This window comes from Terribacillus sp. JSM ZJ617 (genome assembly GCF_044383785.1).
Lineage (GTDB): Bacteria > Bacillota > Bacilli > Bacillales > Amphibacillaceae > Terribacillus.
Map to the genome: position 1 here is coordinate 14,988 of NZ_JBISEQ010000010.1, position 23,826 is coordinate 38,813.

At 43.2% G+C, this 23,826-nt stretch carries 41 protein-coding genes; all 41 read left to right on the plus strand.

Annotation, left to right across the window (positions count from 1 at the left end; genetic code table 11):
- The 41 genes from ACH6C1_RS19230 (at position 1) to ACH6C1_RS19430 (ending at position 23,821) form a co-directional block, all read left to right on the plus strand.
- On the plus strand, positions 1-675 hold the full coding sequence (locus ACH6C1_RS19230) for a dUTP diphosphatase (RefSeq protein ID WP_374079986.1): 675 nt from the start codon (positions 1-3) through the stop codon (positions 673-675).
- Entirely contained in the window at positions 675-1,010 is a 336-nt protein-coding gene (locus ACH6C1_RS19235; protein WP_374079989.1) for a hypothetical protein, read from the plus strand. The genes ACH6C1_RS19230 and ACH6C1_RS19235 overlap by 1 nt, the downstream gene beginning before the upstream one ends.
- A gap of 13 nt (positions 1,011-1,023) precedes the next feature.
- Positions 1,024-1,422, plus strand: a complete 399-nt coding sequence (locus ACH6C1_RS19240; protein WP_374079992.1) for a hypothetical protein — start codon at positions 1,024-1,026, stop codon at positions 1,420-1,422.
- Positions 1,423-1,433: 11 nt separating this feature from the next.
- On the plus strand, positions 1,434-1,619 hold the full coding sequence (locus ACH6C1_RS19245; RefSeq protein WP_374079995.1) for a hypothetical protein: 186 nt from the start codon (positions 1,434-1,436) through the stop codon (positions 1,617-1,619).
- A 33-nt stretch (positions 1,620-1,652) separates the two neighbouring features.
- Positions 1,653-1,838 carry a hypothetical protein gene (locus tag ACH6C1_RS19250; RefSeq protein WP_374079997.1) on the plus strand — a complete coding sequence of 62 codons (186 nt, stop codon included), beginning with the start codon at positions 1,653-1,655 and terminating at the stop codon, positions 1,836-1,838.
- A gap of 22 nt (positions 1,839-1,860) precedes the next feature.
- Positions 1,861-2,289 (plus strand): DUF1064 domain-containing protein, encoded by a 429-nt coding sequence (locus ACH6C1_RS19255; RefSeq protein ID WP_374080000.1) that lies wholly within the window; start codon positions 1,861-1,863, stop codon positions 2,287-2,289.
- Positions 2,290-2,292: 3 nt separating this feature from the next.
- Positions 2,293-2,517, plus strand: a complete 225-nt coding sequence (locus ACH6C1_RS19260) for a hypothetical protein (protein ID WP_374080003.1) — start codon at positions 2,293-2,295, stop codon at positions 2,515-2,517.
- A gap of 13 nt (positions 2,518-2,530) precedes the next feature.
- Positions 2,531-3,124 (plus strand): hypothetical protein, encoded by a 594-nt coding sequence (locus tag ACH6C1_RS19265; protein ID WP_374080006.1) that lies wholly within the window; start codon positions 2,531-2,533, stop codon positions 3,122-3,124.
- Positions 3,114-3,266 carry a hypothetical protein gene (locus ACH6C1_RS19270; protein WP_374080008.1) on the plus strand — a complete coding sequence of 51 codons (153 nt, stop codon included), beginning with the start codon at positions 3,114-3,116 and terminating at the stop codon, positions 3,264-3,266. The genes ACH6C1_RS19265 and ACH6C1_RS19270 overlap by 11 nt, the downstream gene beginning before the upstream one ends.
- Before the next feature lies 1 nt (position 3,267).
- Positions 3,268-3,486 (plus strand): hypothetical protein, encoded by a 219-nt coding sequence (locus tag ACH6C1_RS19275; RefSeq protein ID WP_374080011.1) that lies wholly within the window; start codon positions 3,268-3,270, stop codon positions 3,484-3,486.
- A gap of 1 nt (position 3,487) precedes the next feature.
- Positions 3,488-3,850 (plus strand): beta barrel domain-containing protein, encoded by a 363-nt coding sequence (locus ACH6C1_RS19280; protein ID WP_374080013.1) that lies wholly within the window; start codon positions 3,488-3,490, stop codon positions 3,848-3,850.
- Position 3,851: 1 nt separating this feature from the next.
- The gene (locus ACH6C1_RS19285) at positions 3,852-4,076 is read left to right on the plus strand and encodes a hypothetical protein (protein ID WP_374080016.1); all 225 of its coding nucleotides are present in this window, start codon (positions 3,852-3,854) and stop codon (positions 4,074-4,076) included.
- The gene (locus ACH6C1_RS19290; protein ID WP_374080019.1) at positions 4,076-4,276 is read left to right on the plus strand and encodes a hypothetical protein; all 201 of its coding nucleotides are present in this window, start codon (positions 4,076-4,078) and stop codon (positions 4,274-4,276) included. The genes ACH6C1_RS19285 and ACH6C1_RS19290 overlap by 1 nt, the downstream gene beginning before the upstream one ends.
- A 48-nt stretch (positions 4,277-4,324) precedes the next feature.
- Positions 4,325-4,561: a DUF3954 domain-containing protein gene (locus ACH6C1_RS19295; RefSeq protein ID WP_374080022.1), complete on the plus strand. Its 237-nt coding sequence runs from the start codon at positions 4,325-4,327 to the stop codon at positions 4,559-4,561.
- Positions 4,562-4,775: 214 nt separating this feature from the next.
- A complete protein-coding gene (locus ACH6C1_RS19300) occupies positions 4,776-4,961 on the plus strand; it encodes a hypothetical protein (protein ID WP_374080025.1) in 186 nt (61 codons plus the stop codon).
- Complete coding sequence (locus tag ACH6C1_RS19305; protein WP_374080028.1) at positions 4,945-5,448, plus strand: sigma-70 family RNA polymerase sigma factor; 504 nt, start codon at positions 4,945-4,947, stop codon at positions 5,446-5,448. Before ACH6C1_RS19300 ends, ACH6C1_RS19305 begins: the two co-directional genes overlap by 17 nt.
- A 190-nt stretch (positions 5,449-5,638) precedes the next feature.
- Entirely contained in the window at positions 5,639-5,770 is a 132-nt protein-coding gene (locus ACH6C1_RS19310) for a hypothetical protein (RefSeq protein ID WP_374080030.1), read from the plus strand.
- 91 nt (positions 5,771-5,861) lie between these two features.
- Entirely contained in the window at positions 5,862-6,353 is a 492-nt protein-coding gene (locus ACH6C1_RS19315) for a hypothetical protein (protein WP_374080033.1), read from the plus strand.
- A 26-nt stretch (positions 6,354-6,379) separates the two neighbouring features.
- Complete coding sequence (locus tag ACH6C1_RS19320) at positions 6,380-6,706, plus strand: hypothetical protein (protein WP_374080034.1); 327 nt, start codon at positions 6,380-6,382, stop codon at positions 6,704-6,706.
- Between the two features lie 36 nt (positions 6,707-6,742).
- Positions 6,743-7,645 carry a terminase small subunit gene (locus ACH6C1_RS19325; protein ID WP_374080036.1) on the plus strand — a complete coding sequence of 301 codons (903 nt, stop codon included), beginning with the start codon at positions 6,743-6,745 and terminating at the stop codon, positions 7,643-7,645.
- Positions 7,602-8,915: a PBSX family phage terminase large subunit gene (locus ACH6C1_RS19330; protein ID WP_374080038.1), complete on the plus strand. Its 1,314-nt coding sequence runs from the start codon at positions 7,602-7,604 to the stop codon at positions 8,913-8,915. The genes ACH6C1_RS19325 and ACH6C1_RS19330 overlap by 44 nt, the downstream gene beginning before the upstream one ends.
- A gap of 12 nt (positions 8,916-8,927) precedes the next feature.
- On the plus strand, positions 8,928-9,227 hold the full coding sequence (locus ACH6C1_RS19335; protein WP_374080040.1) for an ImmA/IrrE family metallo-endopeptidase: 300 nt from the start codon (positions 8,928-8,930) through the stop codon (positions 9,225-9,227).
- 33 nt (positions 9,228-9,260) lie between these two features.
- The gene (locus ACH6C1_RS19340; protein ID WP_374080042.1) at positions 9,261-10,913 is read left to right on the plus strand and encodes a hypothetical protein; all 1,653 of its coding nucleotides are present in this window, start codon (positions 9,261-9,263) and stop codon (positions 10,911-10,913) included.
- Entirely contained in the window at positions 10,894-11,172 is a 279-nt protein-coding gene (locus ACH6C1_RS19345) for a hypothetical protein (protein ID WP_374080044.1), read from the plus strand. The genes ACH6C1_RS19340 and ACH6C1_RS19345 overlap by 20 nt, the downstream gene beginning before the upstream one ends.
- Positions 11,156-11,395 carry a hypothetical protein gene (locus ACH6C1_RS19350; protein ID WP_374080046.1) on the plus strand — a complete coding sequence of 80 codons (240 nt, stop codon included), beginning with the start codon at positions 11,156-11,158 and terminating at the stop codon, positions 11,393-11,395. Before ACH6C1_RS19345 ends, ACH6C1_RS19350 begins: the two co-directional genes overlap by 17 nt.
- Positions 11,388-12,833, plus strand: coding sequence for a phage minor capsid protein (locus tag ACH6C1_RS19355; protein WP_374080048.1), 1,446 nt, complete (start codon positions 11,388-11,390; stop codon positions 12,831-12,833). The genes ACH6C1_RS19350 and ACH6C1_RS19355 overlap by 8 nt, the downstream gene beginning before the upstream one ends.
- Positions 12,833-13,051, plus strand: coding sequence for a hypothetical protein (locus tag ACH6C1_RS19360; RefSeq protein ID WP_374080051.1), 219 nt, complete (start codon positions 12,833-12,835; stop codon positions 13,049-13,051). The genes ACH6C1_RS19355 and ACH6C1_RS19360 overlap by 1 nt, the downstream gene beginning before the upstream one ends.
- Before the next feature lie 86 nt (positions 13,052-13,137).
- Positions 13,138-13,395: a hypothetical protein gene (locus ACH6C1_RS19365; protein ID WP_374080054.1), complete on the plus strand. Its 258-nt coding sequence runs from the start codon at positions 13,138-13,140 to the stop codon at positions 13,393-13,395.
- Between the two features lie 141 nt (positions 13,396-13,536).
- A complete protein-coding gene (locus ACH6C1_RS19370) occupies positions 13,537-13,716 on the plus strand; it encodes a hypothetical protein (protein ID WP_374080056.1) in 180 nt (59 codons plus the stop codon).
- 170 nt (positions 13,717-13,886) lie between these two features.
- On the plus strand, positions 13,887-14,576 hold the full coding sequence (locus tag ACH6C1_RS19375; protein ID WP_374080058.1) for a hypothetical protein: 690 nt from the start codon (positions 13,887-13,889) through the stop codon (positions 14,574-14,576).
- Between the two features lie 3 nt (positions 14,577-14,579).
- On the plus strand, positions 14,580-14,939 hold the full coding sequence (locus ACH6C1_RS19380) for a hypothetical protein (protein WP_374080060.1): 360 nt from the start codon (positions 14,580-14,582) through the stop codon (positions 14,937-14,939).
- A gap of 17 nt (positions 14,940-14,956) precedes the next feature.
- On the plus strand, positions 14,957-15,943 hold the full coding sequence (locus tag ACH6C1_RS19385) for a major capsid protein (protein WP_374080063.1): 987 nt from the start codon (positions 14,957-14,959) through the stop codon (positions 15,941-15,943).
- Between the two features lie 59 nt (positions 15,944-16,002).
- A complete protein-coding gene (locus ACH6C1_RS19390) occupies positions 16,003-16,296 on the plus strand; it encodes a hypothetical protein (RefSeq protein ID WP_374080065.1) in 294 nt (97 codons plus the stop codon).
- Between the two features lie 13 nt (positions 16,297-16,309).
- Positions 16,310-16,696 (plus strand): hypothetical protein, encoded by a 387-nt coding sequence (locus ACH6C1_RS19395; RefSeq protein ID WP_374080067.1) that lies wholly within the window; start codon positions 16,310-16,312, stop codon positions 16,694-16,696.
- Complete coding sequence (locus ACH6C1_RS19400; protein WP_374080069.1) at positions 16,696-17,052, plus strand: hypothetical protein; 357 nt, start codon at positions 16,696-16,698, stop codon at positions 17,050-17,052. The genes ACH6C1_RS19395 and ACH6C1_RS19400 overlap by 1 nt, the downstream gene beginning before the upstream one ends.
- 3 nt (positions 17,053-17,055) lie before the next feature.
- On the plus strand, positions 17,056-17,547 hold the full coding sequence (locus tag ACH6C1_RS19405; RefSeq protein ID WP_374080072.1) for an HK97 gp10 family phage protein: 492 nt from the start codon (positions 17,056-17,058) through the stop codon (positions 17,545-17,547).
- Positions 17,544-17,978: a hypothetical protein gene (locus ACH6C1_RS19410; protein WP_374080074.1), complete on the plus strand. Its 435-nt coding sequence runs from the start codon at positions 17,544-17,546 to the stop codon at positions 17,976-17,978. The genes ACH6C1_RS19405 and ACH6C1_RS19410 overlap by 4 nt, the downstream gene beginning before the upstream one ends.
- A complete protein-coding gene (locus tag ACH6C1_RS19415; protein ID WP_374080076.1) occupies positions 17,965-18,546 on the plus strand; it encodes a hypothetical protein in 582 nt (193 codons plus the stop codon). Before ACH6C1_RS19410 ends, ACH6C1_RS19415 begins: the two co-directional genes overlap by 14 nt.
- 66 nt (positions 18,547-18,612) lie before the next feature.
- Positions 18,613-19,107, plus strand: coding sequence for a hypothetical protein (locus ACH6C1_RS19420; protein ID WP_374080078.1), 495 nt, complete (start codon positions 18,613-18,615; stop codon positions 19,105-19,107).
- Positions 19,108-19,181: 74 nt separating this feature from the next.
- Positions 19,182-19,439 carry a hypothetical protein gene (locus tag ACH6C1_RS19425; RefSeq protein WP_374080081.1) on the plus strand — a complete coding sequence of 86 codons (258 nt, stop codon included), beginning with the start codon at positions 19,182-19,184 and terminating at the stop codon, positions 19,437-19,439.
- 14 nt (positions 19,440-19,453) lie between these two features.
- On the plus strand, positions 19,454-23,821 hold the full coding sequence (locus tag ACH6C1_RS19430) for a transglycosylase SLT domain-containing protein (RefSeq protein WP_374080083.1): 4,368 nt from the start codon (positions 19,454-19,456) through the stop codon (positions 23,819-23,821).
- Positions 23,822-23,826 lie beyond the last annotated feature (5 nt).

Sequence of the window (23,826 nt, forward strand, 5' to 3'; positions counted from 1 at the left end):
ATGGATCTAAAAGCACTTTTTGAAACACAAGCAAAGTTGGATGCAGATATTTTGGTGAAACATCCAGTGCAGGATGGTGAGGACAGACTCAGTAAAAAGATACTGGCGTTGCAAGTGGAGCTAGGTGAATGCGCGAACGAATGGCGCGGGTTTAAGTTTTGGAGTAACAGACAATCTCCTACAAAGGACATGTACAGTTCCTGCTCGGACAAAGAAGCGCATTACTTTTTATGTGGCATGTGCAAAAAGAAGATTACGCCAGATAAAGCTAAAGAATTTGATTTTCAGTGTGATTATGACGGAAATTATCTGACTGGAATGAAACCTAAAAACCCACTACTCGAAGAATACGTTGACTGCTTGCATTTCATTTTGAGTATTGGGTTGGATATTGGGTTAGATGATATTTCGGATGGTGTAAAAGATATTGATTTCGGTTTAACGACTATTGTGGATCTATTTTCAGAGTGTTACACGGGGATAAGTGAATTTAACGCTTCTGTAATTTGGAATGGCGACATACTGGCGGACAAAAGCACTCACTATTGGTTTGATTACACCTTTAAAGCGTTCTTGCTACTAGGAATCACATTTGGATTCACTTGGGAGCAGGTAGAGACTGCTTATTTCGAAAAGAATAAAATCAACCTGAAACGCCAGGAGAGCGGATACTGATGAAAGTGATGACACAACACCAACTGCTTAAAGCTGATTACGATCATGCTTGTAAAGAGCTTAAGAAACGTCGGTTAATGGTCGAGGACTTACGGGAAGAAAAAGCGCTTCTTGTCGAGCTAGCTTCAAAGCAGTATAACTTGATCAAATTCGTAAACAAAATAATGTTTGATACCACTAGACACCAGAGGTCATTACCGGAAGACGAGCAAAATACGGAGGTGCTTGACTTAGCTTGGTCAACGAATGACTGCTTGGCAGATACTTCGCAACAAAGCCAAATAATCGAGATGTTAAAAGCTAAAGGGATAGATGTTACACAGCATTCCAAATAAGGGAGAGATCAACATGAAAATTTCGGTTAATGAAAAAACACAGAGATTCTACTTGGCTGCTAATGAATGGGTTCCGATGGTCGGCCATGAAATAAAGGTTGGTAAGTATAAATTCTTCGCCATCCCAGGAAGTACAGCAATAAGAATCTCTGAAGTGGAATCCGGTTGCAAATTGTTCGATATTCCAATGAGTATGTCAGTGATGGCTCAAACAAGCACCAAAGAGGATGCATTGAACTATTTATTAGAAGTTGGCGCATCGTTGGAAAGGATCATAAAGAAGAGACCTAAATTTGATGTAGAGCTAAAAAAAGTTAAACAAATTGCTTTCGATAAGTTAGGAGAAAGACCGCCAATCGAAGACGTTGACACTAATTGGATATTCGAAGAAGAGAGCGCTCGGAAGCACTAGGAGGTGATCAAATGCCATTACTAAAAGAATACGCCGGCAGGCAGAGGCAAGCAGTCATAGTTCGACGCTGGTACCTGATAGACAAGCTGAAACGATTTGGCGTGAAGGAATACAAAGGGAAGCCGATCGAGCAAGCAGGTTTGGTGCAGCTGGAGGATATGCATATCAAAGTGATGTGTGAAAGAGCGAGAGGCTAAAGTTAGAAAAATAAATAAAAAGGAGAATGCAAAATGATATTACACGCCGTACGTTGGAAAGAAGCAGAAGACAAAAGTTTCATACGATCCGAGTTTGTTGTTCCTGAGGAAGCTATTGCTAAGGCTAAAGAATTAAAAGAAGCAGGCAAGCACGATGTAAACATAAAGCTTGTAGATACCCGAACAGATAAATTCGTTGGCAATCTATCACTTGAGTAAGGATACCGCGGGGAGGTAACCAATGCCAAGAAGTAAATACGGATCCAAGAAGGTTAAGCTTGATGGCCATACATTCGATTCCAAAGCCGAAGCACATTTCTATCAATATACGAAACTACGGTTAAAAGCCGGAGACATACAATCATACGAACTACAACCAAGATACTTACTACAAGAAGCGTTCAAGCACCAGGGTAAGTCAATTCAGAAGATGGAATATGTTGCGGACTTCCTGATTACGCACAATGATGGCAGCCAGGAGGTAGTCGATGTAAAAGGTGTGGAGACAGAGGCTTTTAAGATCAAAAAGAAACTATTCTACAAGCGGTACCAGGATTTGAAGCTATCACTGATGACTTACAAGCATGAACTTGGCGGCTGGATTGAGTTGGACGAGCTTAAGAAGCTGGAAAGGAAGGCGAAACCAAAACGGAAGAAGAATGGAGCGTAATGTGTGGGTAAAACGTTATTTAACAGTGATATACAAGTTATTTTGTACAGGCCGATTGAGCCGTATGATGATAGACCGTTCAAGAAAGAAATCCATTACATCAAAGGGATTATGAAAGCTTTGCACTACGCTTTTGGAGTAATGGAGGATAAAAGCAATGATTTGACAGGAGCTTTTTTCTACACAAGAGACGGGGAATTTCTTAAGGATATCCAAATGAGCGTGTGAGGGGTGAATATTGATGGCGAAGACAGAACTCACTGAAAAGCTTGAGAATCAAATATATGCTGCTACCTGCAAGCAAGGTATATTCGGATGCTTTGAGGTAACGATCGGCTGGTTTGGAAGAGAACGAGTTGATTACATGACCTATGACACTAAAGGGGTATGGCGCTGCTATGAAATAAAGGTATCAGTAGCCGATTTCCGTAGCAAAGCAAAGAAAACATTCTGTGGTCATTTCAACTATTACGTGCTCACCAGAGAGTTGTACGAGAAAGTAAAAGACGAAATACCGGCACATATCGGAGTTTACATCGGTGGAACATCTGTAAAACGCGCAAAAAGACAGGAATTAACCGTTGAGGAAGAAGTTTTAAAGGATTCAATGATTAGATCGCTATGCAGGGAGTCCGGAAAGCTTCGAAAGAGTGAAAACCCAAAGTTCATTGAAAACACCAATAAAAGAATACGCAGCTTAGAGGATGAACGCAGCGAGTATCGCAGACGTTATCAAGAAATAAGTAATCTTCTTTATGCAAAGCTTGGTCGTGGCTGGAAGGAAAATTTGGAAGCTATGGAAACTATCCCGAGGAGGGTTTTACATGCGGAATAACGATCCACTTATGCTAAGCAAAAACACGCGTGTAGCTGCATTTATCGAAATATTGAAAACAAAGAAGGGTGAACCGACAGTTGTGCTGATTGATGGAGTGGAATTCGTGAAAAAGCCAGCAGGTCAGAAGGGGAGGAAGTAGGGTGAAGCAAGCCGAACGCGACCGATACCAGCAACTCAACTACTTTTACCGAACCTGTAAGAAACTTGGCGAACCATTCCCAGAATCTTTGAAAGACGAATATCGCAATCTGAAGGCCAAGGACACAGCAGAAAGGGACTTCTTAATGCGGGCTATGGAGAAACGACCTAAGCCTGTAGAGCCATGGTTCCCGCCGATAAAAAGAAGAAGGAGGAAGTAATGTGCCGAAGAAATTCGTTCCTGAAGTAGGGCAAATAATATATGTAAACACGCAATGGTTCACAAGAAATGAGCCTAATTTAACAGAATACCGGGTTACCAAAGTAAATACTGCAAGTGTTTATGCAGTACGGGCTGACAAAACACGCGAGACAGAAACAAGATTTAATAAGCGGACAATGACAGCCGACGATGGGTTTGGTTTCGACTATATAGCTTATGAAACTGCTGAAGAGTATTGGGATCAGGTGAAATCAGCCAAGGAAAAGCGAGAGAAGGTTGAGTGGATACTGCAAAACATAAAAACCGTTCCGATGTCGGGATTAGTTCAAATAGAAGAAGTAATTAAATCGGGGAGGAAATAACATGGACTTCAAGCTAATGGATTACAAATTCGCATACAAGTTGCCGGACGGTGACGGTGGGGAGAAAACAGTTTACAAAAAGGGAAGTGAAGAACAGGCGAAGGAATTTGCTATCAACGAAATCTCAATGTTTGAGGATATTCCGCAGGATCAGATTGAACTGACACTTATTGCTAAGGGTGATTTCTCGATGGGTAGGTATTACACATGCGAGGGGTGCACCTGATGCCAAAAATAGTGAAAACAACGATAACCCTCGAAAAAGAACTTGATCCGGTGGTTGAAAAGATCGTTGGTTCTTTATCGGAAACTGAACTGCAAAGTTTCTTGCAAAGTCCTATACGGCAATATGAGGAGTTCATAAAGGACAGCATGGCCATAAACGGCGAAACTGTTAAAGTAACAATTAACTATATTGAAAAATAGTCCATATTTGCCATATATTACGTGCCATACAAAGGGAGAAGTGGTATAATGAATACAGCTAGAAACGTTGATATGATGCAAAATGTATCGATTGATAAGCAGCGAATGATCGCGGAAGTACCACTTGTAGACGGCATGATTTACACAGTTGTTGATGGTAAGCTGCAAGTAATCGAACCACCAACAAGCGGTCATGGAAATTACAACTTCTGCTATCAAGAAGGACAAGTAATTGACGTTGTAAAATCAGAGCGTGTCCGTTATAAGAAAGCCAAAATTAAATAAGTCTGAGCGAAAAACGCAGGACATGAACCAAATCCTAAAGGGAGGATTCGGTTTGTGTCCTTTTTTATTTATCCAAAAAGGGAGCAATGGATATGAACATGACATACAGAATTTTAATGAGGAAGAGTCCTTATCGTAAAGACCGCGACAAACCAGTACAGCAGCCGATTCAGCGTAGTAGATATGCTCAGTCTTTGTGGGAGGTAGGTGCAGGGTGGAAATGAGCTCAAAAGAACTGATTGAGTTGTCTTTGAAAGTAGCTAAGCCCTTTTATATCTTAAACAGGACTAAGAACAAGCGGATTCAAAGAAAGCAGCTCAAAAAGCTGGAACAAGTATCTGGCGGCACATTCTCTTACTTCGAAGACGAGGAGGAAATGTATTATGCTGACGGCAAATAGGGAGCTTGCTGTACACGATAACTGGGCGGACAGGATGATTATTGAGTATGAAAAGGGTCGTCGTGGATTGAGCCAGATGAAAAACGCTCTGGATCCCGAGGATATTCATGATCAGAATGATAAATCGAAGCTTAGCGAAATGGTAAAAGATATGTCCGAAGCCATTGAATGGATGAAGGTCGGCCATCATCCAGGAGCAAGAGGGATTGAAAAGAAGTCAGCTTATCAGAAGCGCTCACTGGTGAATATGGACTTGATGCCTTCCTTGGATATAGAACCCAAGCAAAGAGAGCTGACAGAGGATGAGAAGCATGCTATACGAGATGTTCTTATCCTGCTGTCACATCGTGAAAGGGAATGTTTCCTTCTGCATAAAGCACAAGGCTGGTCTATGTCGGAGATTGCGAGAGAGCTTCATATCAGCAAGCCGACGGTGCAAAAGTACATCAATAGAGCAAAAGAGAAGATAAAAGAAAAAATAAATTAAAAATTTCTTGTCATACGATTGTCATACGAACCCCCCTAAGGGTGAAGGGGTTAGAAAATAAGCTGTATATAGTGGTTAGTCAAGGAACTTCGTTCCTCTAAACCTACTCTCATTCGAGATAGAATTGGATATGTTTTCTACCATTCATGCTCTAGATTGGCTGCTAACCTTGTAGGGAGGCGGTGAATCTATGAAGCTCACTCTATCAGCACAGGTGATTTCGAAAGGGAGAGATCACGTGGTGCTGAATACACAAGTAAATAGCAAGGATATCGGCGACGAGAAGCCGAAAATGAGGATCATTGCGCGAAGCAGTGACTGAAAATAAAGGAAAGCGTCCATAGTGGCGCTTTTTTAGTTAACAAATCCTTCCTAAAATCCGATAAAATGGATAAAAGAGCGGAGGGTGATTTATGGCGACAGTTATTAATCATTTGAAAGATGTATTTGGAAAATCGTTAAGTTCTGCCAATATGAACATTAAAGAGAACAACGACATGTATGAGAACGGATTGTATGTTGGCAGGGAAAGAACTATATTTATTAGCGAAAAAAATGTGGCTGAATCTGCAGCTGATCTCGGCATGGATAAACTTAAATATGGACGGTTTATTTTCCTCCATGAATTAGGACATGCAATAGATCCTGAGTTGAATGTTATCGACAAACAAATTACAAAAAATAAAAGGTTATTTAATATCAAAGGCTATTCAGAAAGGTATTTTAATGAATATTACACTGCGAGCATGAAAGCTGAAAAGAATGCCTGGAACATTGCTGAAAAATATGTTATCGATGAAGATAAAGAGGATTTCAAAATTGTCATGAAAACTTCACTAGAGTTACACCAAGAAAGTCTAGAGGAAGAGAAGGAACTATTAATAATTAAGGGCAGCATCCGTTAAGGGTGCTTTTTTAATGGGGTGAAAACATGGATATCGTTGTGACAATCCCTAAAAGCGAATATGCGAATGATGATTTCGAAACAAAAGACATGATGGAAAATGATTATGTTCAATTCTGGACTCTAGCGAGAATGCCGAAGAAGCTGAAAATAGGTGAAAGGATATTTTTCGTTAAGAACCAGGTGATTGAATCCTCCATGAGAGTGATTGACATTAAAGCCGAATCAGAAATGATATGTAAAACAACCGGACGAAGATGGGTTGGTAAATGTCAGATTGTCATGGATGATCTAAAAGAAGAAGGTCATATTGCTGCTAAGGGGTTTCAAGGATTCCGGTATCGGTGGTGGTAAACAAATAAAGCGCGGAAGGTGCTGGTGGTGATGTAGATGAACTGGGATGAGATAAGAGAAGAATACGAGACGTCTGATATTACACTGAAAGCATTAGCTGAAAAGCATGATATAAAGCTTGGAACTTTGAAAAGCAGAAAGAGTAGGGATGGTTGGTCGAGGGATGCAACTCCTGCTAAAAAGGTTGCAACCCAAAAGAAGAAGGATGCAACCAAGAAGAAAGAACAGCAACGAGAGATTGTTCCAGAGATTCAAGAAGAGGATTTAACTGAGAAACAGCAATTATTCTGCATTTACTATGTTAAGTCATTCAATGCAACACAGTCAGCAATCAAAGCAGGATATAGTCCAGACACAGCTCATGTGCAGGGAAGCAGGCTGTTAAAGAATGATAAGATTGCAGCTGAAATTCGCCGCATAAAGCAGGACTTAACTGATAGCCTGTTTATCGATGCACAGGATGTGCTAGCCAAGTACGCTGCTATCGCCTTTGCTGATATAACCGACTTTACGACCTTCGGTAAGAAAGAAGTCGAAGTCATGGGGATGTTCGGTCCCATGGAAGATGATGAAGGCAACCCAATCATGAAGGAAGTCAATTACGTGGACTTTAAGGAATCAAGCATGATTGATGGCACGATCATTACCGAAGTGAAGCAAGGTAAAGATGGCGTGGCTATTAAAATGGCTGACAAGATGCGAGCTTTGGACAAGCTGGATAAATACTTCGAGCTGTTGCCAGATAGCTATAAACGTAGATTGGCAGAAGAGAAGATGCAGCTTGAGAAAGATAGATTCGCATTCGATAAAGCTAAAGCTAACCTTGATGATGACGAGTACGAGGATGATGGATTCATGGATGCATTGGATAAGGCTGCTGAAGGAGCGTGGGACGATGACAGTGACGATGGAAGCAATACCGAAGCCGAAGAAGCTTAAGCCGGCGCTGTTTAAGTTTCAGCCGTTCTCCAGAAAGCAGATGAAGGTGCTGACATGGTGGAACAAGAAGACTCCTGTTCATGATAAAGATGGAATCATTTGTGATGGATCGGTTCGTGCTGGTAAAACAGTCGTGATGAGCCTTTCTTACGTTATGTGGGGCATGCAGACATTCAACGAAGAGAACTTTGGTATGGCTGGTAAAACTATCGGAGCGTTGCGGCGTAACGTAATCACTCCGCTTAAACGGATGCTTAAATCCAGAGGATACAAGGTCAAGGACCATCGAGCAGACAACTATCTGACAATATCGAAGAATGGGGTAAGCAATTACTTCTACATCTTCGGTGGTAAGGATGAAAGCTCGCAGGATCTTATTCAGGGTATCACGCTGGCTGGCATGTTCTTTGATGAAGCAGCACTGATGCCACAGTCATTCGTGAGCCAGGCCGAAGCGCGTTGCTCTGTTGATGGCTCGAAATACTGGTACAACTGCAACCCTGGCAGTCCTTATCATTGGTTCAAGACAGAATACATCGACAAGCTGCAGGAGAAGAACTTGATTCGCCTACACTTTACGATGGACGACAATCCCTCGCTATCAGAGCGCGTTAAAGCTCGTTATAAGCGCATGTTTACCGGTGTCTTCTACAAACGGTTCATCCTAGGATTATGGGTGCTTGCTGAGGGTGTTATCTACGATATGTTCAACAATGACAAGGGTGGTCACGTCGTAGAGACAATACAGCGCCGTTATACCGATTACTACGTCAGTATTGACTATGGTACTCAAAACCCTACGACCTTCGGGCTATGGGGCAAATTCGAGAAGAAGTGGTACAAGGTCAAGGAGTATTACTACAACGGCCGCGAGAAGTCCAAGCAGAAGACAGACATTGAATACAGCAAAGACTTGCAGGAGTTCACCAAAGGTATTCGGGTCAAGGGTGTTATCGTGGATCCATCCGCATCTAGCTTTATTGCACAGTTGAAGAAGGATAGGTTCCATGTGATCAAAGCCAAGAACGATGTGCTGGAAGGTATCCGGAATGTACAGTCAGCTTTAAGTGATTACTTGATTTACTTCAATGACTGCTGCAAAGAGACATTCAAAGAGTTCTCTTCTTACATCTGGGACGAGAAGGCAGCCAATCGAGGCGAGGACAAGCCAGTGAAGCAATTTGACCACACGATGGATGCTGACAGGTATTTTATAAATACGATTGTATTCGCTCCGCAAGCGGGTATAAGCAGTGCGAATGTATGGTAAAGGGGAATGGATATGATACCTACGAATGTAATCATCGGCGGCATGAACTATACAGTAAAAGAAGTAGAGGATCTTACAGCTGATAACGACATATATGGTCAGGTGACTTATCACAATAACAAGATTTCCATAGATGAGTATATGGCAGACGAACGAAAAGAAGCTGTCTTCGTACATGAGATGTTCCATGCTGTAATGTTTGAAGCTGGTTACGATGAGCAAGACGAAGAGATGGTGAGGCGTGTCAGCAATGTCTTATATCAAGTGCTTAAAGATAACGACTTCTCATATATGAACGCAAAAGCCGAATAGGCTTTTTTATTTTGCACGAAAGAAGGTGAGACAATGCCAAATGGTCCAATCGAATGGACGAAATGGGATAGTGGGGTGATTGAACAATACCACGGACCCATCGCGGACTACCGCAAATTATACGACGGTGAACACATTGACCTGTTCGGTCGAGCGAAAGACTTGGTCGAGAAGGGTGAAATCGTCGATAGCATAACAGAAGGCAAGCGGCAGGCGAAGAACGTCCGTCCGCCTTATATCATAGCCAATGTATCTAAGCTAATACCTGAGATACCCGCAACCCTCGTATCACGGTCTATCGGCAAGATACAGTCGTCTGTGAAGTCCACGGATGAGCAGAATGAGAGCCTGGACGAAGGAACAGAGGATTTAATCGATGGACCCAATGATAATTCGTTCAATGGGACTGTCATAGATGTGCAGAATGAACTGATCAAGCAAATCGATAAGAACAGCAAGCTGCAATTCGAGCATTGGGCGAATATCGTTGCGCATCAGGTAGATGGTGGCCTTGTTGGCTGTGTATGGAAGGATGAGCGCGGCTTACGTATTGAATTCAAGCAAAGAGATGTCTACTTCCCGCATGAGGATGATCTAGGCTGTGATCTTGCCTATGAATTCGAGAGAGACAATGAAAAATACCTGCATATTTACAGAGAGCGTGTTGAGGAGGACGGATTGCGAACCACGAACATGCTTTTTTCTGTTGGTAGTGATTCCAAGGCTGAGCAAGTCGATGAGGAAGAAGCGAAAGAGATCCTTGGTATGAAGGATACAGATAAGCTGGAAGTATTCTATCCCGGCCGTAACCGTCCATTCATCCAATATTGGGCGAATGAAAAGACTTTCTCTAATCCATATGGCAGATCTGCTTTAAACGGACAGTTTGGCAAGCAGGATGAGATCAACTGGACACTGACACGCAGTGGAATCACATTCCAGAGAAACGGTAAGCCAAGAATTGCTGTATCTAAGGAAATCATGCAAGAACTACAAGCTAAAGCTCTTGAATTGTATGGTGATGAAAACAAGATTCCGAGCGAATGGTTAGAAGTTACGACGTTCGATGAACAAGGTAAGGCATTAGAAGTCATCCAAATCGACATCACAAAGATCGGTGACATTCAGTGGGTTAAAGACTTGATGAAGCTTATGTTCGTCGAGACCAGGACATCTGAGAAAGCAGTGGATTTCTACATGGACGAAGGCGGCAGCGCGGCGCAGTCTGGCGTTGCTAAGTTCTATGACCTGTTTACATCCATCTCCAAAGCTGACCAGTTGCAAAAGGAGTACATTTACTTCCTACAGCAGCTGTTTGAAAGTGCATTGTGGTTAGCTAATCAAGATGATCCGGCGGTCATTATTGAGGAACCGGAGATCACAATCCAATCCATGGTGCCGGTTAGCCGTAAGGAGCTTATTGAGGAGAACATGATTCCGTTCAATGGCAGCAAGCAAGCGCAGTCGCTCGAAACAACTGTCCGCCGTATTAATCCTCACGCATCCGAAGAATGGATACAAGAAGAGCTTACGAGGATAGAGGAGGAACAGCAGGGTGATGACAGTACGACTTTAGCAGCTGGTCGAATGACACTGGATAACTACATGGACAATCCTAGTTCACGAGGACAAGATACCACTGAGGAAGAAGAGGAGGAAACAGAAGATGAAGAATCCGTTTCGTAATGGTGGAGTGGTAAATGAAGCTCTGTTAAAGAAAGCAATGGAACCACAAATAACGTTCCAACGAGACTCAGGAATGCCAAAAGTACAAATCAATCTTAGTCCAGTTGCTAAAGTCCATTTTCTGCTGGAGTATCTTGAAAGTTTGAAAGATGAAGAATATAACATGGATGATAAGTGGCAGCGCATTGAGAAAGTAACCAACGAAATCGAGAGCATTCTACTAGAAGAGGAGGATGCGGAAGATGCCGGCAATTCATAATGGCCCAGGAGAATTGTATATAGATGGTAAAAAGGTGGCTGAATCTATTCAATCTATCCATGTATCGTTGCCTCCTGCTGTTGAACGGAAGATACAAAGAGCAAAAGCTGTGATAGATATTTCACAATCATGGATTGAACTTTGCAACAATGGTCTTATCTCTGAAGAAATGGCTGAACAAAGGATAAAAGAAACGCTATCAGTAGTTGTTTTTGATGAATGAAGAACAACTGCTCAGATTCATTGATGAACAGATTGCTAGGATCCATCAACTGATACAAGATGCCGGCGACCTACTGGACGGCAAGGAAACACAGCGGCTGATAGCTGCTATTATCCAGGTCCTTAACCAACTAGGAGTTGCTATAGAAGAAGTTATCCCTGAAACGGTTCTGCGTGCTTATTATGCTGGCGTAGACGAGGCGACACAGGCGCTTATTGAAGAAGGCATGCCAATAGCCGAAGCAGCTGCATTAACTGCAGCAGGCGCAGTCTCTAAGCCATTTCAGACGAAGATTCATCTTGAGGCTGTTCAAAAGGCTGTTAGTGATACGCTGAGCGACCTCACAGCAGCTATTCGCACTGCGAAGGTAAATGCTCAAGGAACCATCGAAGAAGCGCTCAGCGAGGTGCAAGTCGAGATTACACGCGGTCTTTTAGTCGGAGATAACCGGAGAGTTGCAAAGCAACGAGTAGCAAAGGCATTTGAGAAGCATGGGCTCACATCATTTGTGACGAAGGATAATAAGCGGCTGCCGCTGGATTTCTATGCTGGCGTAGTGGCGGCAACGAAACTTCGAGACGCAACGGTTACCGGTAGTGTTAATCGCTATATTGAGAATGGTGTGACACTTGTACAGGTGAATGAGCGTGCTGATACCTGCAGCATATGCGCAAAGTTCCGGGGCATGGTGGTCAGCCTTACTGGTGAACACGACGGATTTAAATCAATAAAAGATGTTGGAATCAAGCTACCTCCATATCACCCGCATTGCCGCGGTACAGTTCGACCATTCCCGCTGTCTTTTCGTACAGAGGAACAGATACAGCTTGAGAAGGATAAGTGGACAGACTGGAAGCCCACGGATGACCCGAGGTCGAAGACAGCCAAGAAACAATATGAACGTGATCAGGAGAAGCGCAGGCAGGCTAATGCAGAGAAGAAAGAGTACGCTCAATGGAAAGCGATGTTTGGTGATGAAGCGCCTAAAACCATTGGATCATTTCGGCGCATGAAGAGAGCGAACTCTACTAATTACCAGCAGCTTGAAAAAAGATTTAAGAAAGAGAACATACTCTCTTCTCAACGAGAAAGAATCAATAGTGGATATTATCCTAAATCTATCAGTAAGGGTAAGCAAAACAAGCATATTGAAGGCACTAACGAATATAAGATGCATATGTTAAAATTAGGAGAAAAGGGATTTAAGCCGTCAATCCTAACCGCAGATCCTGAAAAGTTAGTGAATCAATATAGTGGAACTGGTCGTATTATTGCTAGCAGCTTGAGGACTCCACCTAAAGAGGCGATAACTGCGGGGAAAGTTATTGGTCAGTATTTTGATCCTGGATCCATGGAATATGTAGATACAAGATCATTTATGATTGTTTATTCAAGTAATGGGGTCCATTTATATCCGAAGAAGGAGGATGAATATTGATGGCCGCGAAAATGTTAGTTAAATTAGCAGAGAATATCGATAAAAAAGTAGAAGTCCATCTGAAGAATGGAGAAAAGCTACGTTGTAAACCACAACAGTATTTAGAAGAGGATTATGAGTCCTTTTTGGTGGAGACATATGAAAATTATGGGTCATATTCAGCTGGCATGTTAGTTGAATTAGAGGAAAACCAAATATCAGCTGTGAAAAAAATCTAAAAAGTCATCTCTCGCACATTTGAAGAGGTGGCTTTTTTGTATGTCAAAGTTGTTCAGTAGGAATAGTAAAGCGGGGGAGAATGTTTATGTCAATCGAAAAGAATCTTGAGTTGGTGAAGGTAGCTTTGGAGAATGGTGCTGATATTTCGATTAACTTCCATGCTGCTAAGAGCAAAGAAGAAGCGTTAGAAATCGGTAAAAAGATACAAGATTTTTATGACGAAAAACCATATGAAGAATCTGGTCAATACGATGGCGGAGAAAAATACGAGTGGCTTTCGTTCGAACCTCCAGAAGAAGAAACTAACCGCATCGAAACAGCTATCTTTTATGACGGTGACTGAAAGGAAGTGATCACACATCTCGCTTAGCTACTGCGTTATGTAGCTGCTGAGAGGTGGTGGTATTGATGAAGCGTAAGCCACTGTATGATGCGCTGCTTGCTATCGCGTATATCAAAGGCAGGTACAGCGAAAGAGGCATTTATGGGTGATGTTACTAAGCTAAGACCATGGAGAGTGCACAAATTCCCTTGGGGAAGCGCTGTGAAGCATGCTGGCGGTCGCTGGGAAAGGGTGTATTTACATCCAGATGGTCAAGAGATCGATGTATCGAAGCTAAATGTAGTTTTAACTGAACAAGGAATTAAATTTATGAGCCGATAAGGCTTATTTTTTATGCCCATAACCATGCCGGCGGCGTAAAACTGCATGAGTATTGGTTCCTGCACCATAAAGCAGAGGAAAGGAGCAACACTATGAAGCTATTCACCGTTATTTATCTATGGATTATCAGTCTATTTACTCCGGCAGTCGCGCCTGCTGTTGAACGTCGTATGCCTTACAAGCTAGATTTGCAGTTCTTTGCAGATGGAGACGATGACGAGGGCGGCGATGAGGATGACGGAGAAGACGACGATGATCAGGATGATGACGAGGGCGAAGATGAAGAACTTGATCTGCAAGAAATGATTAAGAACGATCCGAAGCTCAAAAAGCAGCATACCCTGCTGATGAAAAAACAACTCGCCCAGAGAATGAAGAGGTACAAGGATGTAGATCCAGAAGAGTATCGCCGACTCAAACAACAGGCAGAGAAAGGCAAGGGGAAAGACGCTGGCGATGATGAAGGCGACGAATCCCTAAACAAAGAGCAAGAGCAACGCCTCCTGCGGGCGGAACGCAGAGAAAAGCGAGCGCTGGTAAAAGAAGAAGCGCTGAATCGTGGCTATGATCCCAAGTTGGTTGCCCGTCTTATCGACTTGAATGAAGTAGATCTCGACGAAGACGGAGAATCCGACAATCTGGACGAGCTCATTGATGGCTTGGAGGAAGAATTCGGTCATGTGCTCGGCGGTCGTCGTGATGAAGATGATGACGATGAGGAAGAAGACGAACCTTCGCCAAAGAAGAAAGCGTACAAGCCTGGTCGGAAGCAGAAGAACAACAAGAAGACGAAGAAAGTAGACTTAAGCGCTCTTGGTGCTGCCAAGGCTGCAGAGCGTCACAAAAAGAAGGAGGCATAAACTATGATTCTACGACCACGAAAAGAATCTATCACGACTCAGAAAGAGATCCTGAAAACAACGCAAGGACTTGTGTTTAAAGTTGGTGGTATCACATTGGATGGTACTCAGTTCGATGCTGGTATCGTTCCTGCTGGTACGCCGGTCACTGTTGCTGATGGAGCGAAAGCCGTTCCATTCGAAGCGCCTGCTGATGGTGCTGCACTTGCTGGTATTCCTTATGTCACTACACATGACGTGAAGGTGGAAACTGGTGCAGACACGATTGTTGGTGCTTTTGAAGAAGCTTATTTTGACAAAAACAAAGTAGAACTATCAGACGCATTCATTACTGCTGCTGGTGGACGCTACAAACTTCGATAAGAGAGGAAGAATAATATATGCCATTGCATCAGGATGAATTCCAAAGACCAGCCCTAGTATCATACGTGGAGAATGTACCACCCACAAAAGCTTATTTGCTACGAAATGTTTTACCAAACCGTAATGTGATCGACATGGACTTCGCTTTTAACATTTACCAAGGTAAATACGGTAAGGCAGCAAAGATTACAGCACTCAACGCTGGTGCGCCATTGGCGGACAAACGTGGGCTTGAACGTGCATTCGGACAGCTTGCGAAGATTCAAAACTCCTTCCGGTTGGACGAGAAAGAGATGTTCCGTTTTAACAACCCTCGTAATGATGCTGAAACAGCGGAAATTATCGAGTATGTCTACAACGAAACTGATGATCTTGTAAACTCTGTATATGATACAGAAGAGTGGATGCGCGCGCAGGCAATCTATCAAGGAGGGTTTGATTACAGCAAAGACGGTGTGGAAATCGATTTCCCTTATGATATTCCGGCAGCCAACAAAATGACTGCAGCTGTCGCTTTTAGTGATCCAACATCTACTCCATTGAAAGAATTACAAGCGGCTGTAAAACAGTTTCGTAAAACTAACAACAATCAGCGCCCTACAGTGATGCACATTTCAGAAGCTATGGAAGCAGATCTGTTGTCCAATCAACAAATTAAACTGCAGGTACGTGGTACAAGCGACAATCGCCTTATCACTACGGCCGACTTGCAAAATGTATTTGCTGCACTTAGCCTTCCACCTTACCAAGTGCAAGATGACATGGTCGACATTGATGATGGAAACGGCATGCAGCCACTTCTTCCGGAACGTCGTATTGTTCTAATCGGGGCAAACCTTGGATTCACTGGTATCGGTCCTACAGCTGAAAAGAACTGGGAGCCAGGTATCTATGCGATTCCAGAAATCAAGGAAACTAACCCACCAAGTCAACAAGTATTTGTTGGTGAAACTGCATTTCCAGCGCTACAACGCCCTTCTGGTGTTGTTTGGCTTGATGCATAAGCAAGGCTTCTCACGAGGCTTTGCTTTTTTCTTTATCAAATTAAAAGGAGGGCATATAAATGCCAACATATGAAGCGAATGCTTATCTAGTTAAAGGTGGAAAAACAATCGAACCAGGGCAGGAAGTTGAACTGACAGAAGAACAAGCAATTCGCTTGGGTGATAAGCTGAAAAACGCCCCAGGAAAAGAAAGCGACAAAGGCGGCAATGGTGAAGAAAAGTTCACCGAAGCATCCTTGAAAAAGCTTGGATCTGAGGCTCAAAAAGCGATCGTTGAACAAGCAGGCGGCAACTTAGAGGAAATCACTAACGAAGAAAAGCGAATTGCCTTTATCTTAGAAAATCAAAAGTAAGCAGGTGATCCAAATGGATTTCACTGTAATTGATACGTACCTTCATAACCTTTTCTACTCTGATCCATACACGAGCATTGAATCAGCGGAAGAGCGGCAGAAGCTGGTCTTTACTGCTAACGAACTGCTGCTGAACTTCTATGATGAGTCTCTGCTTACCGATAAGCTCATAGCAAGACAGGCTTTGTATATGGCGGAAGGTGAAGGTGAGGAGTTTGCAATGTTTAAACGGCAGGGCGTTAAGTCCATGGGTCTTGATGGCATGAACTTCACTTTTGACCTAAACAACATTGCTCCTGATGTGCAGGCTGCTGTCTCAAAAACACTTGCCGAGCGAGCTGCAGAAGAGGCAGCAGAGCAAGCGAAGAATAAGCGGGCAGGTATCGGGAGGCTGATTTAATGCCGAAACCACCGATGAATGACACTATTTTTATAATGACTCAGCAGTTGGATGATAACGGGCAGCCAAAGAAGGATGGTTATGGTCGCCCTATTCCAGCTAAAACGGTCACGTCTAAAGCTCGCGTTAAAAACGAAGCCAAGACGAATATCGCTTCTGATAGCCAAACCACTGACAACATTCTGGAGATTGCAGTCCCTAACACCACTGTGGTGGAAGAAGGGCAGTCGATTGAATGGATAGACAGGTTCGGCGAAAAGATAATCGGTCAAGTCGACGGCATCACCGAAGTGCTCAACTATTCCGGCAAGAAGGTATATTACCGGAAACTCATCGTCAATAAGTCGGGAGGGTGACCTATGGCAAGGAAAAAGGGACTCCTGAGCATTGAGTGGGATGGATTAGCCGATCTGGAAGAACAGTTCGAGAAGATGGACAAGGAATTCGAGAAGGCTCTTATTCAAGGTTATACCGAATACGGCATGCTTGTAGAAGAAGGTAGCAGGGCATTGGCGCAGCGTGATACTGGAGATATGGAGGAAACAATCATCTTCGATAAGGCTCGTATGGAAGGGGATACGGTCATAGTCGAGGGTGGTTCAAATTCCCCTTATGCACTTAGAAGGCACGAGGAACCATACCGAATGGGTGTCTATGACAAGTATGATAACGGCGCTAAGTTTGAGGACTACTATCTTAACGGCCGCGGGCGTGGCACCTATGGGAAAGGTCCTTGGATGGGTGAGAAGCCAGGTCGTAAGTTCATGGAACGCGCTATTGCTGCCACTGAAACGAATTACAACGATATGCTGCAACAGATCATAGACATAACATTGGGTGATGACAAATGATACAGCGTTATCTGGCAGAATTGCTGGGAGAGAAGTTTCCCGAGCTCACCTGGACATATGGCTTTTACTCTAACGATGACAATACCGGAACAGTCTATTACGAAGGCGGAGGCAAGCCTAGCACCTACGAAGATGGTACAAGGTATCCTCGCTATATGATATGGCTGCGGTCGTCTGCGTGGTCTTATGTCGAGAGCCTAGGAAGCCAAATACAAGAAGAATTACATAGGAAGGGCGACTTTGATGTCACCGTTCCTATTTTTAATGCTCAAGAAGAGCAGATTGGCGAGGAACAATATCACGTTTATCTCATTGAGGCTGCAGGTGATCCAAACCAGATTGGAGTGCAGGATAACGTGATGGAGTACTCGCTCAATTTTGATGTAACACTTACGAAAATCAAAGGAGGAATTTTGAATGGCAACAGTTGATCCGATTCACATCCCTTTCGGCCTTGCGAATTTTTACATTGGCGAAGGGGCAGATGCAATTAATTTCGATGGAAAAAGTAATTATCAGGCGGATTCCGGCGAGCTGAATCTTACACCCCAGTTTGAGGACATCGTGGTACAAGATTTCGGCACAGGAGCATACGATCAGCGTCTTGTAGGATGGGAAGGAACAGTAACAATCGTTGCATCCCATCAAAGCATCAAAATGCTGCAGGCAGCCCTCGCAGTAACAGAAGAAATCACTGATGCAGAATCCGGACAGATGATTGGTCTTATGGATTCAAAGCTTGGTACTTCTATTCGGACGAAAGGAAAGAAAGTTACAATCCACCCACGCCAATATGATGCCAGCTTTAAAGATATGGACATCACAATCTACAAGATGGCTTCCAATGGTGAAATGGCTCGTACATTCGGTAATGAGCAAGGAAACGTTACGATCACGCTTAACATGTTTGTGCGAGACAATGCTGATGCTAACAAACCAGGTAACTATTTCTACATCGGCGGTACTGATCCAAACGCTGGCGAAACGCCTGCTGCCTAATCACACAAGGAGAATCCACATAGGGTTCTCCTCTTTTTATATTCCAATAATCAGGAGGACTAATACATGTCTACTACAGTAACGCTCGTACAAAAGAATGAGGATGAAATCAAAAAGATTCATCATGAAATCGAGGATATAGACTTGGTGCAATTCCAAAATACAATGCAAATCATTCAGGACATTGTGGTTGAAGTACAGAAAAAACCGGAACTTAAAGCACTTGTGCAAAGTCTGTTTGCAAGTGAAGGAGAAGAAGATCAACTTCAGCTAGATGCGCAATTTATTCAAAACATAGTGGGATCATTCGATTTGTTCCTTACTCACCTGCCGGAGCAAGCATTTAAGCTGCTATCTACGCTAAGCAATATAAAATTGGATCTCCTTAAAAAACAGAAGGTCATGGCAGTATTCGACATCTATGATGCCGTACTTGAGGAGAACGACATTGAAGCTTTGGTGGAGCGAGGAAAAAAGTCTTTGGCAAAAAGCAAAGCCAAGCTAGCATGGAGGATTGGCGTCGGCAAAGTGACGGGAGCCCTAAAAGCAGGCCAACATTAAGCGAAGCGTTTGTATTTAAGCTGGGCAAGGACTTAGGCGGTGCTAAGGAAGTCATGCATGGAAGTGCCTCCTCGATGTTCATGTACATGGATATGGCGCTTAAGCGGGATGAGGATGAAGCGGAGAAGAAGAAAGCTGAGCACTTCATCAATTACCTAATTGCTATGTACACGCAGCCTAGCTTCGGTAAAACAGATCAACAGTTCGAGAACAACAAGAAAAAGTTTATAGAATCGATTACACCAAAACTTGAAAGCAAGGGACCTGCCAAAGTGTATCAGTGGGACGAGGAGCTTATGAAGCGACTGAAAGCTCAACAAGACAACCAATAGAAAGGAGGTAACCAATGGCGACTATCAGGGAATTACGGACGAAGTTTGAAGGAACCGCAAAAGGACTCAAATCTACAATCCAAGGCGTGCGTAAGGATTTAAGCTCTATCGGTACTGAATCTGAGAAGGCAACAAAGAAAGCGAATCGTAGCTTCGATGAATTCGAGAAGAACATCAACAAAGTTGATACATCGCTTAAAAAGCTGGACAAGATGGACGGCTTTAAGCGGCTGCAGTCATCCATTAAGAACGCTAGAAATGAAGTTCAGAAATACGGGAAGATCAGTGAGACTACACTAAAATCATTACAGAAGAATATTGCTGCCAGCGAAGCGCGCTTTGACAGAATGGGAGACAGCCAGCGGGAGAACTTCCGTGATGTAGAAGCTGCTATCAACGAAACCAAGCGCGAGTTAAACACACTCGCAGCCGAAGGCGTTATCAGTATGAAAGTCTTAGGCGCTGCGGCAAATGATGCGGCTGATGAGATTGACGACATAGGTAATAACAATGGTTTCGGTGATCTTACAGATGATGTTGCTGATTTAAATGGTGAATTGGGCGACACAAAAGTTCGCTTGAAGGACACAAACCAAGAGCTAGAAGGCACAGAAAGTGGCATGGATAAGCTGCGCGGCGTTGTTTTGGATACAAATATCGTTGTGCGAGCTCTTCGGATGTCTTTGGTGGCGCTCGTTCCAGCGGCGGTTCCAGTTTTCGCTACTCTAACTACAAGTGCTATGGGATTTGTCTCTTCATTAGGAGCAGGCGTAGCTGGACTTGGTGGATTTGCAGCAGTTGCTATACCAACGCTAACAACAGTTTTTGAAGCCACTGATGAGCTTCAGAAAGCGCAAGAAAAGTATAACGAAGCTGCCACTGATGAAGAGCGCGATAAGGCACTGGAAGAACTGAATCAAATCTATGCCGGGTTAACCGAAGGACAGCTGAAGGCTGTGAAGGCACTACAGGAGTTCAAAGATAATTTCGCTGACTTTCGGAAGCAATATGATGATCCTGTAGCCAATATCTTTGCGAAAAGCCTAGAGACCGTGATGAACCTGTTGCAGATGTTCAGTCCAGTCATTGACAGCACGATTGAAGGCATTAACAATCTGATGTCTGGGTTCGATCGTTCCTTGCAGACAAAAGACATTGAGTCTTTCTTCGGATTCCTTTCAAGCCGTGCCGGACCATCGATAGAGGCATTTGGTCAGTCGTTTGGTTACGTGTTACGCGGTATTTTTAATCTGATGACGGCATTTTCCCAGCAGGGGCAGTCGATGGAGCAAGGGTTACTTAATCTGTCTAAGCGATTTTCTGAGTGGACGAGTAACCTGCAATACACGAAAGGTTTCCAGGAGTTCCTTGATTATTCGGCGACTACAGCGCCACTTGTTTTAGGACTCTTTTCTAACTTATGGGATATCTTGGTCAACGTTTCTAAATTGCTAGCTCCCGTAGGACAAGGAATGCTGATTGTACTTAACTATGCGACTGCCGGTATATCTAAGCTAACAGAATTTGCAAACAACGTGAAGAATGTGTTGGCTTCATTGCTATCGGATAACAAGGCAGAGGGAGCAAGTATCCTTGCTCAAATGGGATTCGATGATAAGACGATCCAAATGTTCATTCGAGCTGCTCAGCTAATCGAAATAAATATTAACCGTATTCGAACGGCCATCGCTTCCATGTTCTCTGATGATAAGGGAGCGGCAAAGGATCTACTGCAACAACTTGGATTTAATGAAACAGCAATAAACTCCATCTTGTACATGGCTGATCTTATTCGGTCAGCTGTCAAGAGGATTCCGGAAGCTTTCAGCTTCATGGTCGATGCAGCAAAAGGCTATATCAACGGATTTATGCGAGTGTTTGATGTTGTTTATCCGTACATTCAGCCTTTGCTAAACGACGTTGTTACATTCATCGGAAATATTGTTGGACAAATAGTCTCATTCTGGCAGTCTGATGGACAACAGATTATGGATGCTGTTAAGAATGCATTTGACTTTATAGTAGGAGTCATTAAGTTCGCCATGCCTCTGGTGATGGCGATTATTAATACTGTTTGGGGTTCTATTAAGAACATCATACAAGGTGCAGTAAATGTAATTAAAGGGATCATTCAAGTATTTACGGGAATATTTACTGGTGACTTTAAGAAGATGTGGGAAGGTATCAAGAATATCTTCTTCGGTGCCATAGAGCTTATCTGGGGTTGGATAAACCTTACATTCATCGGACGGATACTGAAGGGTGTCAAGTTATTATTCACTGGTTTTAAGACTGCAGCACTGGCAGGTTGGGCAGCTATCAAAAACCTGTTCTCTGGTAACCTGGGCGCTATAATAGGAAATTTAAGAACAGCTTGGACGACAGCTTGGAATGCAACGAAAACAGCATTTACAAGCATATGGAACTTCCTAAAAGCTACCTTCAACACGCTGAAAGCATTATTTACTGGAACATTTAACTTCTTCAAAACCGTTCTAACAACTAGTTGGAATGCTATTTGGAACACAACAAAGACAGTTTTTAACGGTATCTGGAATTTTTTGAAGGGCATTTTCAATTTCCTTAGAAACACTTTTAACACAGCATTTAACGCTTACTTCCGATTAGTTACAACCATTTGGACAAGAATCTGGAATACAACAAAGACTGTCTTTAATGGAATTTGGAACTTCTTAAAAGGTATCTTTAATTTCTTAAAGACTACATTCACCACTGCCTTTAACACGTATTTCAGATTAGTGAATACTATCTGGAATCGTATTTGGTCAGTAACGAAAAGCGTGTTCCAAAGTGTATGGAACTTCTTAAAAGGGATATTCAATACTGTTCGAGATTTCATATCAGGTCGAGTGAGCAGTATCTATAATAGTGTAAAAGGTGCCTGGGACAACATATATAACAGGACTAAGAGTATCTTCAAGAATGTCTACAATACCGTGAAAGATTGGTTTAACAAAATAGTTGATCGTGCTAAAGAGTTACCAGGTAAGATTGGTGATGGAATTAAGAATATGGCCAGCAAAGTTAAGAGCGGTATAACATCCGTGATTAATACGATGGCTAGTATTCTCGGTAAAGGTATAAATGGTGTAATTGGCGGCGTAAACTGGGTGCTCGGCAAAATCGGTGTCGATAGCAAGGTACCAGAATGGGAAGTTCCACAGTACAAGCGAGGCACTAAGCCCGGAGGACACCCAGGAGGTCCTGCAATAGTTGGGGACGGTGGTAAGCAAGAGCTTATCGAAACACCTGACGGACGATCTTTCCTGTCTCCTGATACAGATACGTTGGTTAACATGCCAAAAGGCACTAAAGTATATTCCGGAAACGTAACCGAGGACATTATGGGTATGTTCCCAGCTTATAAATTCGGTGACAAGCTTCGTTCAGCTAAAGATTGGGTTGGAGATAAAGTTGGCAGTGCAACTAGCGCAGCTAAAAGAGGGGCTAGCTGGGTGTGGGATAAAACCAAGCAAGTGGCTGGCAAGGCGAAAGATATTGCGCTCGATGTGTGGGATTATGCATCTAACCCTTCCAAACTACTGGATAAAGCACTCGACTTACTTGGCGTTAAGAAACCATCCTTTGATGGCATACTCGGCAATATGGTTTCTGGTTTCTGGAACAAGATTAAGAGTGGAGCTAGTAGCTTCATCAAGGGTAAGTTCGATGACTTTGGTTCGTTCGATAGCAGTGCTCCAGGTAATGTTAAGGGCTGGATATCTGCTGCTATTTCTCGTACTGGCGTTCCAACATCATGGCTTGGTCCATTGACTACAATTGCTATGAAAGAATCTGGAGGGCGCACTGGACCTAGCACAATAAACAATTGGGATATTAACGCTAAGCGCGGCACACCGTCCATGGGTCTAATGCAGACTATCCGTCCGACGTTTGATGCTTTTAAGGTAGATGGTTGGAACAACATCATGAATCCAATTCACAATGCTGCCGCTGCCATTAACTACATCAAGTCGAGATACGGTAACGTGTACAACGTACCTGGAATCAAGGCGCTGCGTGAAGGTCGTAAGTATGTCGGTTATGCTGATGGCGGCATAGTCGATACAGCCCAGCTAGCGTGGATTGCTGAAGGCGGATGGGCAGAGAGTATCATAAGTCATGATCCTGCTAAACGACCCAGCCAGCGCGCCATTTGGGAGCAGACAGGTCGTGAACTTGGATTCTTCCAAGGTGGTCAGAATAACCAAGAAATTATTGATTTGTTGTTGCGTATCGCCAATGCAACAGAGGGAGAGCGCGCTATATTGCTTAATGACGAAAAGCTTGGTGAATTTGTGAAAGATACAATAGATCAAGCCAATGGTGAAAATTATGCTGTATCCAAATTCAAATTGTGAGGTGA

Coding starts and splice junctions, on each gene's coding strand:
- ACH6C1_RS19230 (WP_374079986.1), top strand. CDS start 1: ATGGATCTAAAAGCACTTTTTGAAACACAAGCAAAGTTGGATGCAGAT.
- ACH6C1_RS19235 (WP_374079989.1), top strand. CDS start 675: ATGAAAGTGATGACACAACACCAACTGCTTAAAGCTGATTACGATCAT.
- ACH6C1_RS19240 (WP_374079992.1), top strand. CDS start 1,024: ATGAAAATTTCGGTTAATGAAAAAACACAGAGATTCTACTTGGCTGCT.
- ACH6C1_RS19245 (WP_374079995.1), top strand. CDS start 1,434: ATGCCATTACTAAAAGAATACGCCGGCAGGCAGAGGCAAGCAGTCATA.
- ACH6C1_RS19250 (WP_374079997.1), top strand. CDS start 1,653: ATGATATTACACGCCGTACGTTGGAAAGAAGCAGAAGACAAAAGTTTC.
- ACH6C1_RS19255 (WP_374080000.1), top strand. CDS start 1,861: ATGCCAAGAAGTAAATACGGATCCAAGAAGGTTAAGCTTGATGGCCAT.
- ACH6C1_RS19265 (WP_374080006.1), top strand. CDS start 2,531: ATGGCGAAGACAGAACTCACTGAAAAGCTTGAGAATCAAATATATGCT.
- ACH6C1_RS19270 (WP_374080008.1), top strand. CDS start 3,114: ATGCGGAATAACGATCCACTTATGCTAAGCAAAAACACGCGTGTAGCT.
- ACH6C1_RS19285 (WP_374080016.1), top strand. CDS start 3,852: ATGGACTTCAAGCTAATGGATTACAAATTCGCATACAAGTTGCCGGAC.
- ACH6C1_RS19290 (WP_374080019.1), top strand. CDS start 4,076: ATGCCAAAAATAGTGAAAACAACGATAACCCTCGAAAAAGAACTTGAT.
- ACH6C1_RS19295 (WP_374080022.1), top strand. CDS start 4,325: ATGAATACAGCTAGAAACGTTGATATGATGCAAAATGTATCGATTGAT.
- ACH6C1_RS19305 (WP_374080028.1), top strand. CDS start 4,945: ATGCTGACGGCAAATAGGGAGCTTGCTGTACACGATAACTGGGCGGAC.
- ACH6C1_RS19310 (WP_374080030.1), top strand. CDS start 5,639: ATGAAGCTCACTCTATCAGCACAGGTGATTTCGAAAGGGAGAGATCAC.
- ACH6C1_RS19315 (WP_374080033.1), top strand. CDS start 5,862: ATGGCGACAGTTATTAATCATTTGAAAGATGTATTTGGAAAATCGTTA.
- ACH6C1_RS19320 (WP_374080034.1), top strand. CDS start 6,380: ATGGATATCGTTGTGACAATCCCTAAAAGCGAATATGCGAATGATGAT.
- ACH6C1_RS19325 (WP_374080036.1), top strand. CDS start 6,743: ATGAACTGGGATGAGATAAGAGAAGAATACGAGACGTCTGATATTACA.
- ACH6C1_RS19330 (WP_374080038.1), top strand. CDS start 7,602: ATGACAGTGACGATGGAAGCAATACCGAAGCCGAAGAAGCTTAAGCCG.
- ACH6C1_RS19335 (WP_374080040.1), top strand. CDS start 8,928: ATGATACCTACGAATGTAATCATCGGCGGCATGAACTATACAGTAAAA.
- ACH6C1_RS19340 (WP_374080042.1), top strand. CDS start 9,261: ATGCCAAATGGTCCAATCGAATGGACGAAATGGGATAGTGGGGTGATT.
- ACH6C1_RS19345 (WP_374080044.1), top strand. CDS start 10,894: ATGAAGAATCCGTTTCGTAATGGTGGAGTGGTAAATGAAGCTCTGTTA.
- ACH6C1_RS19350 (WP_374080046.1), top strand. CDS start 11,156: ATGCCGGCAATTCATAATGGCCCAGGAGAATTGTATATAGATGGTAAA.
- ACH6C1_RS19355 (WP_374080048.1), top strand. CDS start 11,388: ATGAATGAAGAACAACTGCTCAGATTCATTGATGAACAGATTGCTAGG.
- ACH6C1_RS19360 (WP_374080051.1), top strand. CDS start 12,833: ATGGCCGCGAAAATGTTAGTTAAATTAGCAGAGAATATCGATAAAAAA.
- ACH6C1_RS19365 (WP_374080054.1), top strand. CDS start 13,138: ATGTCAATCGAAAAGAATCTTGAGTTGGTGAAGGTAGCTTTGGAGAAT.
- ACH6C1_RS19370 (WP_374080056.1), top strand. CDS start 13,537: ATGGGTGATGTTACTAAGCTAAGACCATGGAGAGTGCACAAATTCCCT.
- ACH6C1_RS19375 (WP_374080058.1), top strand. CDS start 13,887: ATGCCTTACAAGCTAGATTTGCAGTTCTTTGCAGATGGAGACGATGAC.
- ACH6C1_RS19380 (WP_374080060.1), top strand. CDS start 14,580: ATGATTCTACGACCACGAAAAGAATCTATCACGACTCAGAAAGAGATC.
- ACH6C1_RS19385 (WP_374080063.1), top strand. CDS start 14,957: ATGCCATTGCATCAGGATGAATTCCAAAGACCAGCCCTAGTATCATAC.
- ACH6C1_RS19390 (WP_374080065.1), top strand. CDS start 16,003: ATGCCAACATATGAAGCGAATGCTTATCTAGTTAAAGGTGGAAAAACA.
- ACH6C1_RS19395 (WP_374080067.1), top strand. CDS start 16,310: ATGGATTTCACTGTAATTGATACGTACCTTCATAACCTTTTCTACTCT.
- ACH6C1_RS19400 (WP_374080069.1), top strand. CDS start 16,696: ATGCCGAAACCACCGATGAATGACACTATTTTTATAATGACTCAGCAG.
- ACH6C1_RS19405 (WP_374080072.1), top strand. CDS start 17,056: ATGGCAAGGAAAAAGGGACTCCTGAGCATTGAGTGGGATGGATTAGCC.
- ACH6C1_RS19410 (WP_374080074.1), top strand. CDS start 17,544: ATGATACAGCGTTATCTGGCAGAATTGCTGGGAGAGAAGTTTCCCGAG.
- ACH6C1_RS19415 (WP_374080076.1), top strand. CDS start 17,965: ATGGCAACAGTTGATCCGATTCACATCCCTTTCGGCCTTGCGAATTTT.
- ACH6C1_RS19420 (WP_374080078.1), top strand. CDS start 18,613: ATGTCTACTACAGTAACGCTCGTACAAAAGAATGAGGATGAAATCAAA.
- ACH6C1_RS19425 (WP_374080081.1), top strand. CDS start 19,182: ATGTTCATGTACATGGATATGGCGCTTAAGCGGGATGAGGATGAAGCG.
- ACH6C1_RS19430 (WP_374080083.1), top strand. CDS start 19,454: ATGGCGACTATCAGGGAATTACGGACGAAGTTTGAAGGAACCGCAAAA.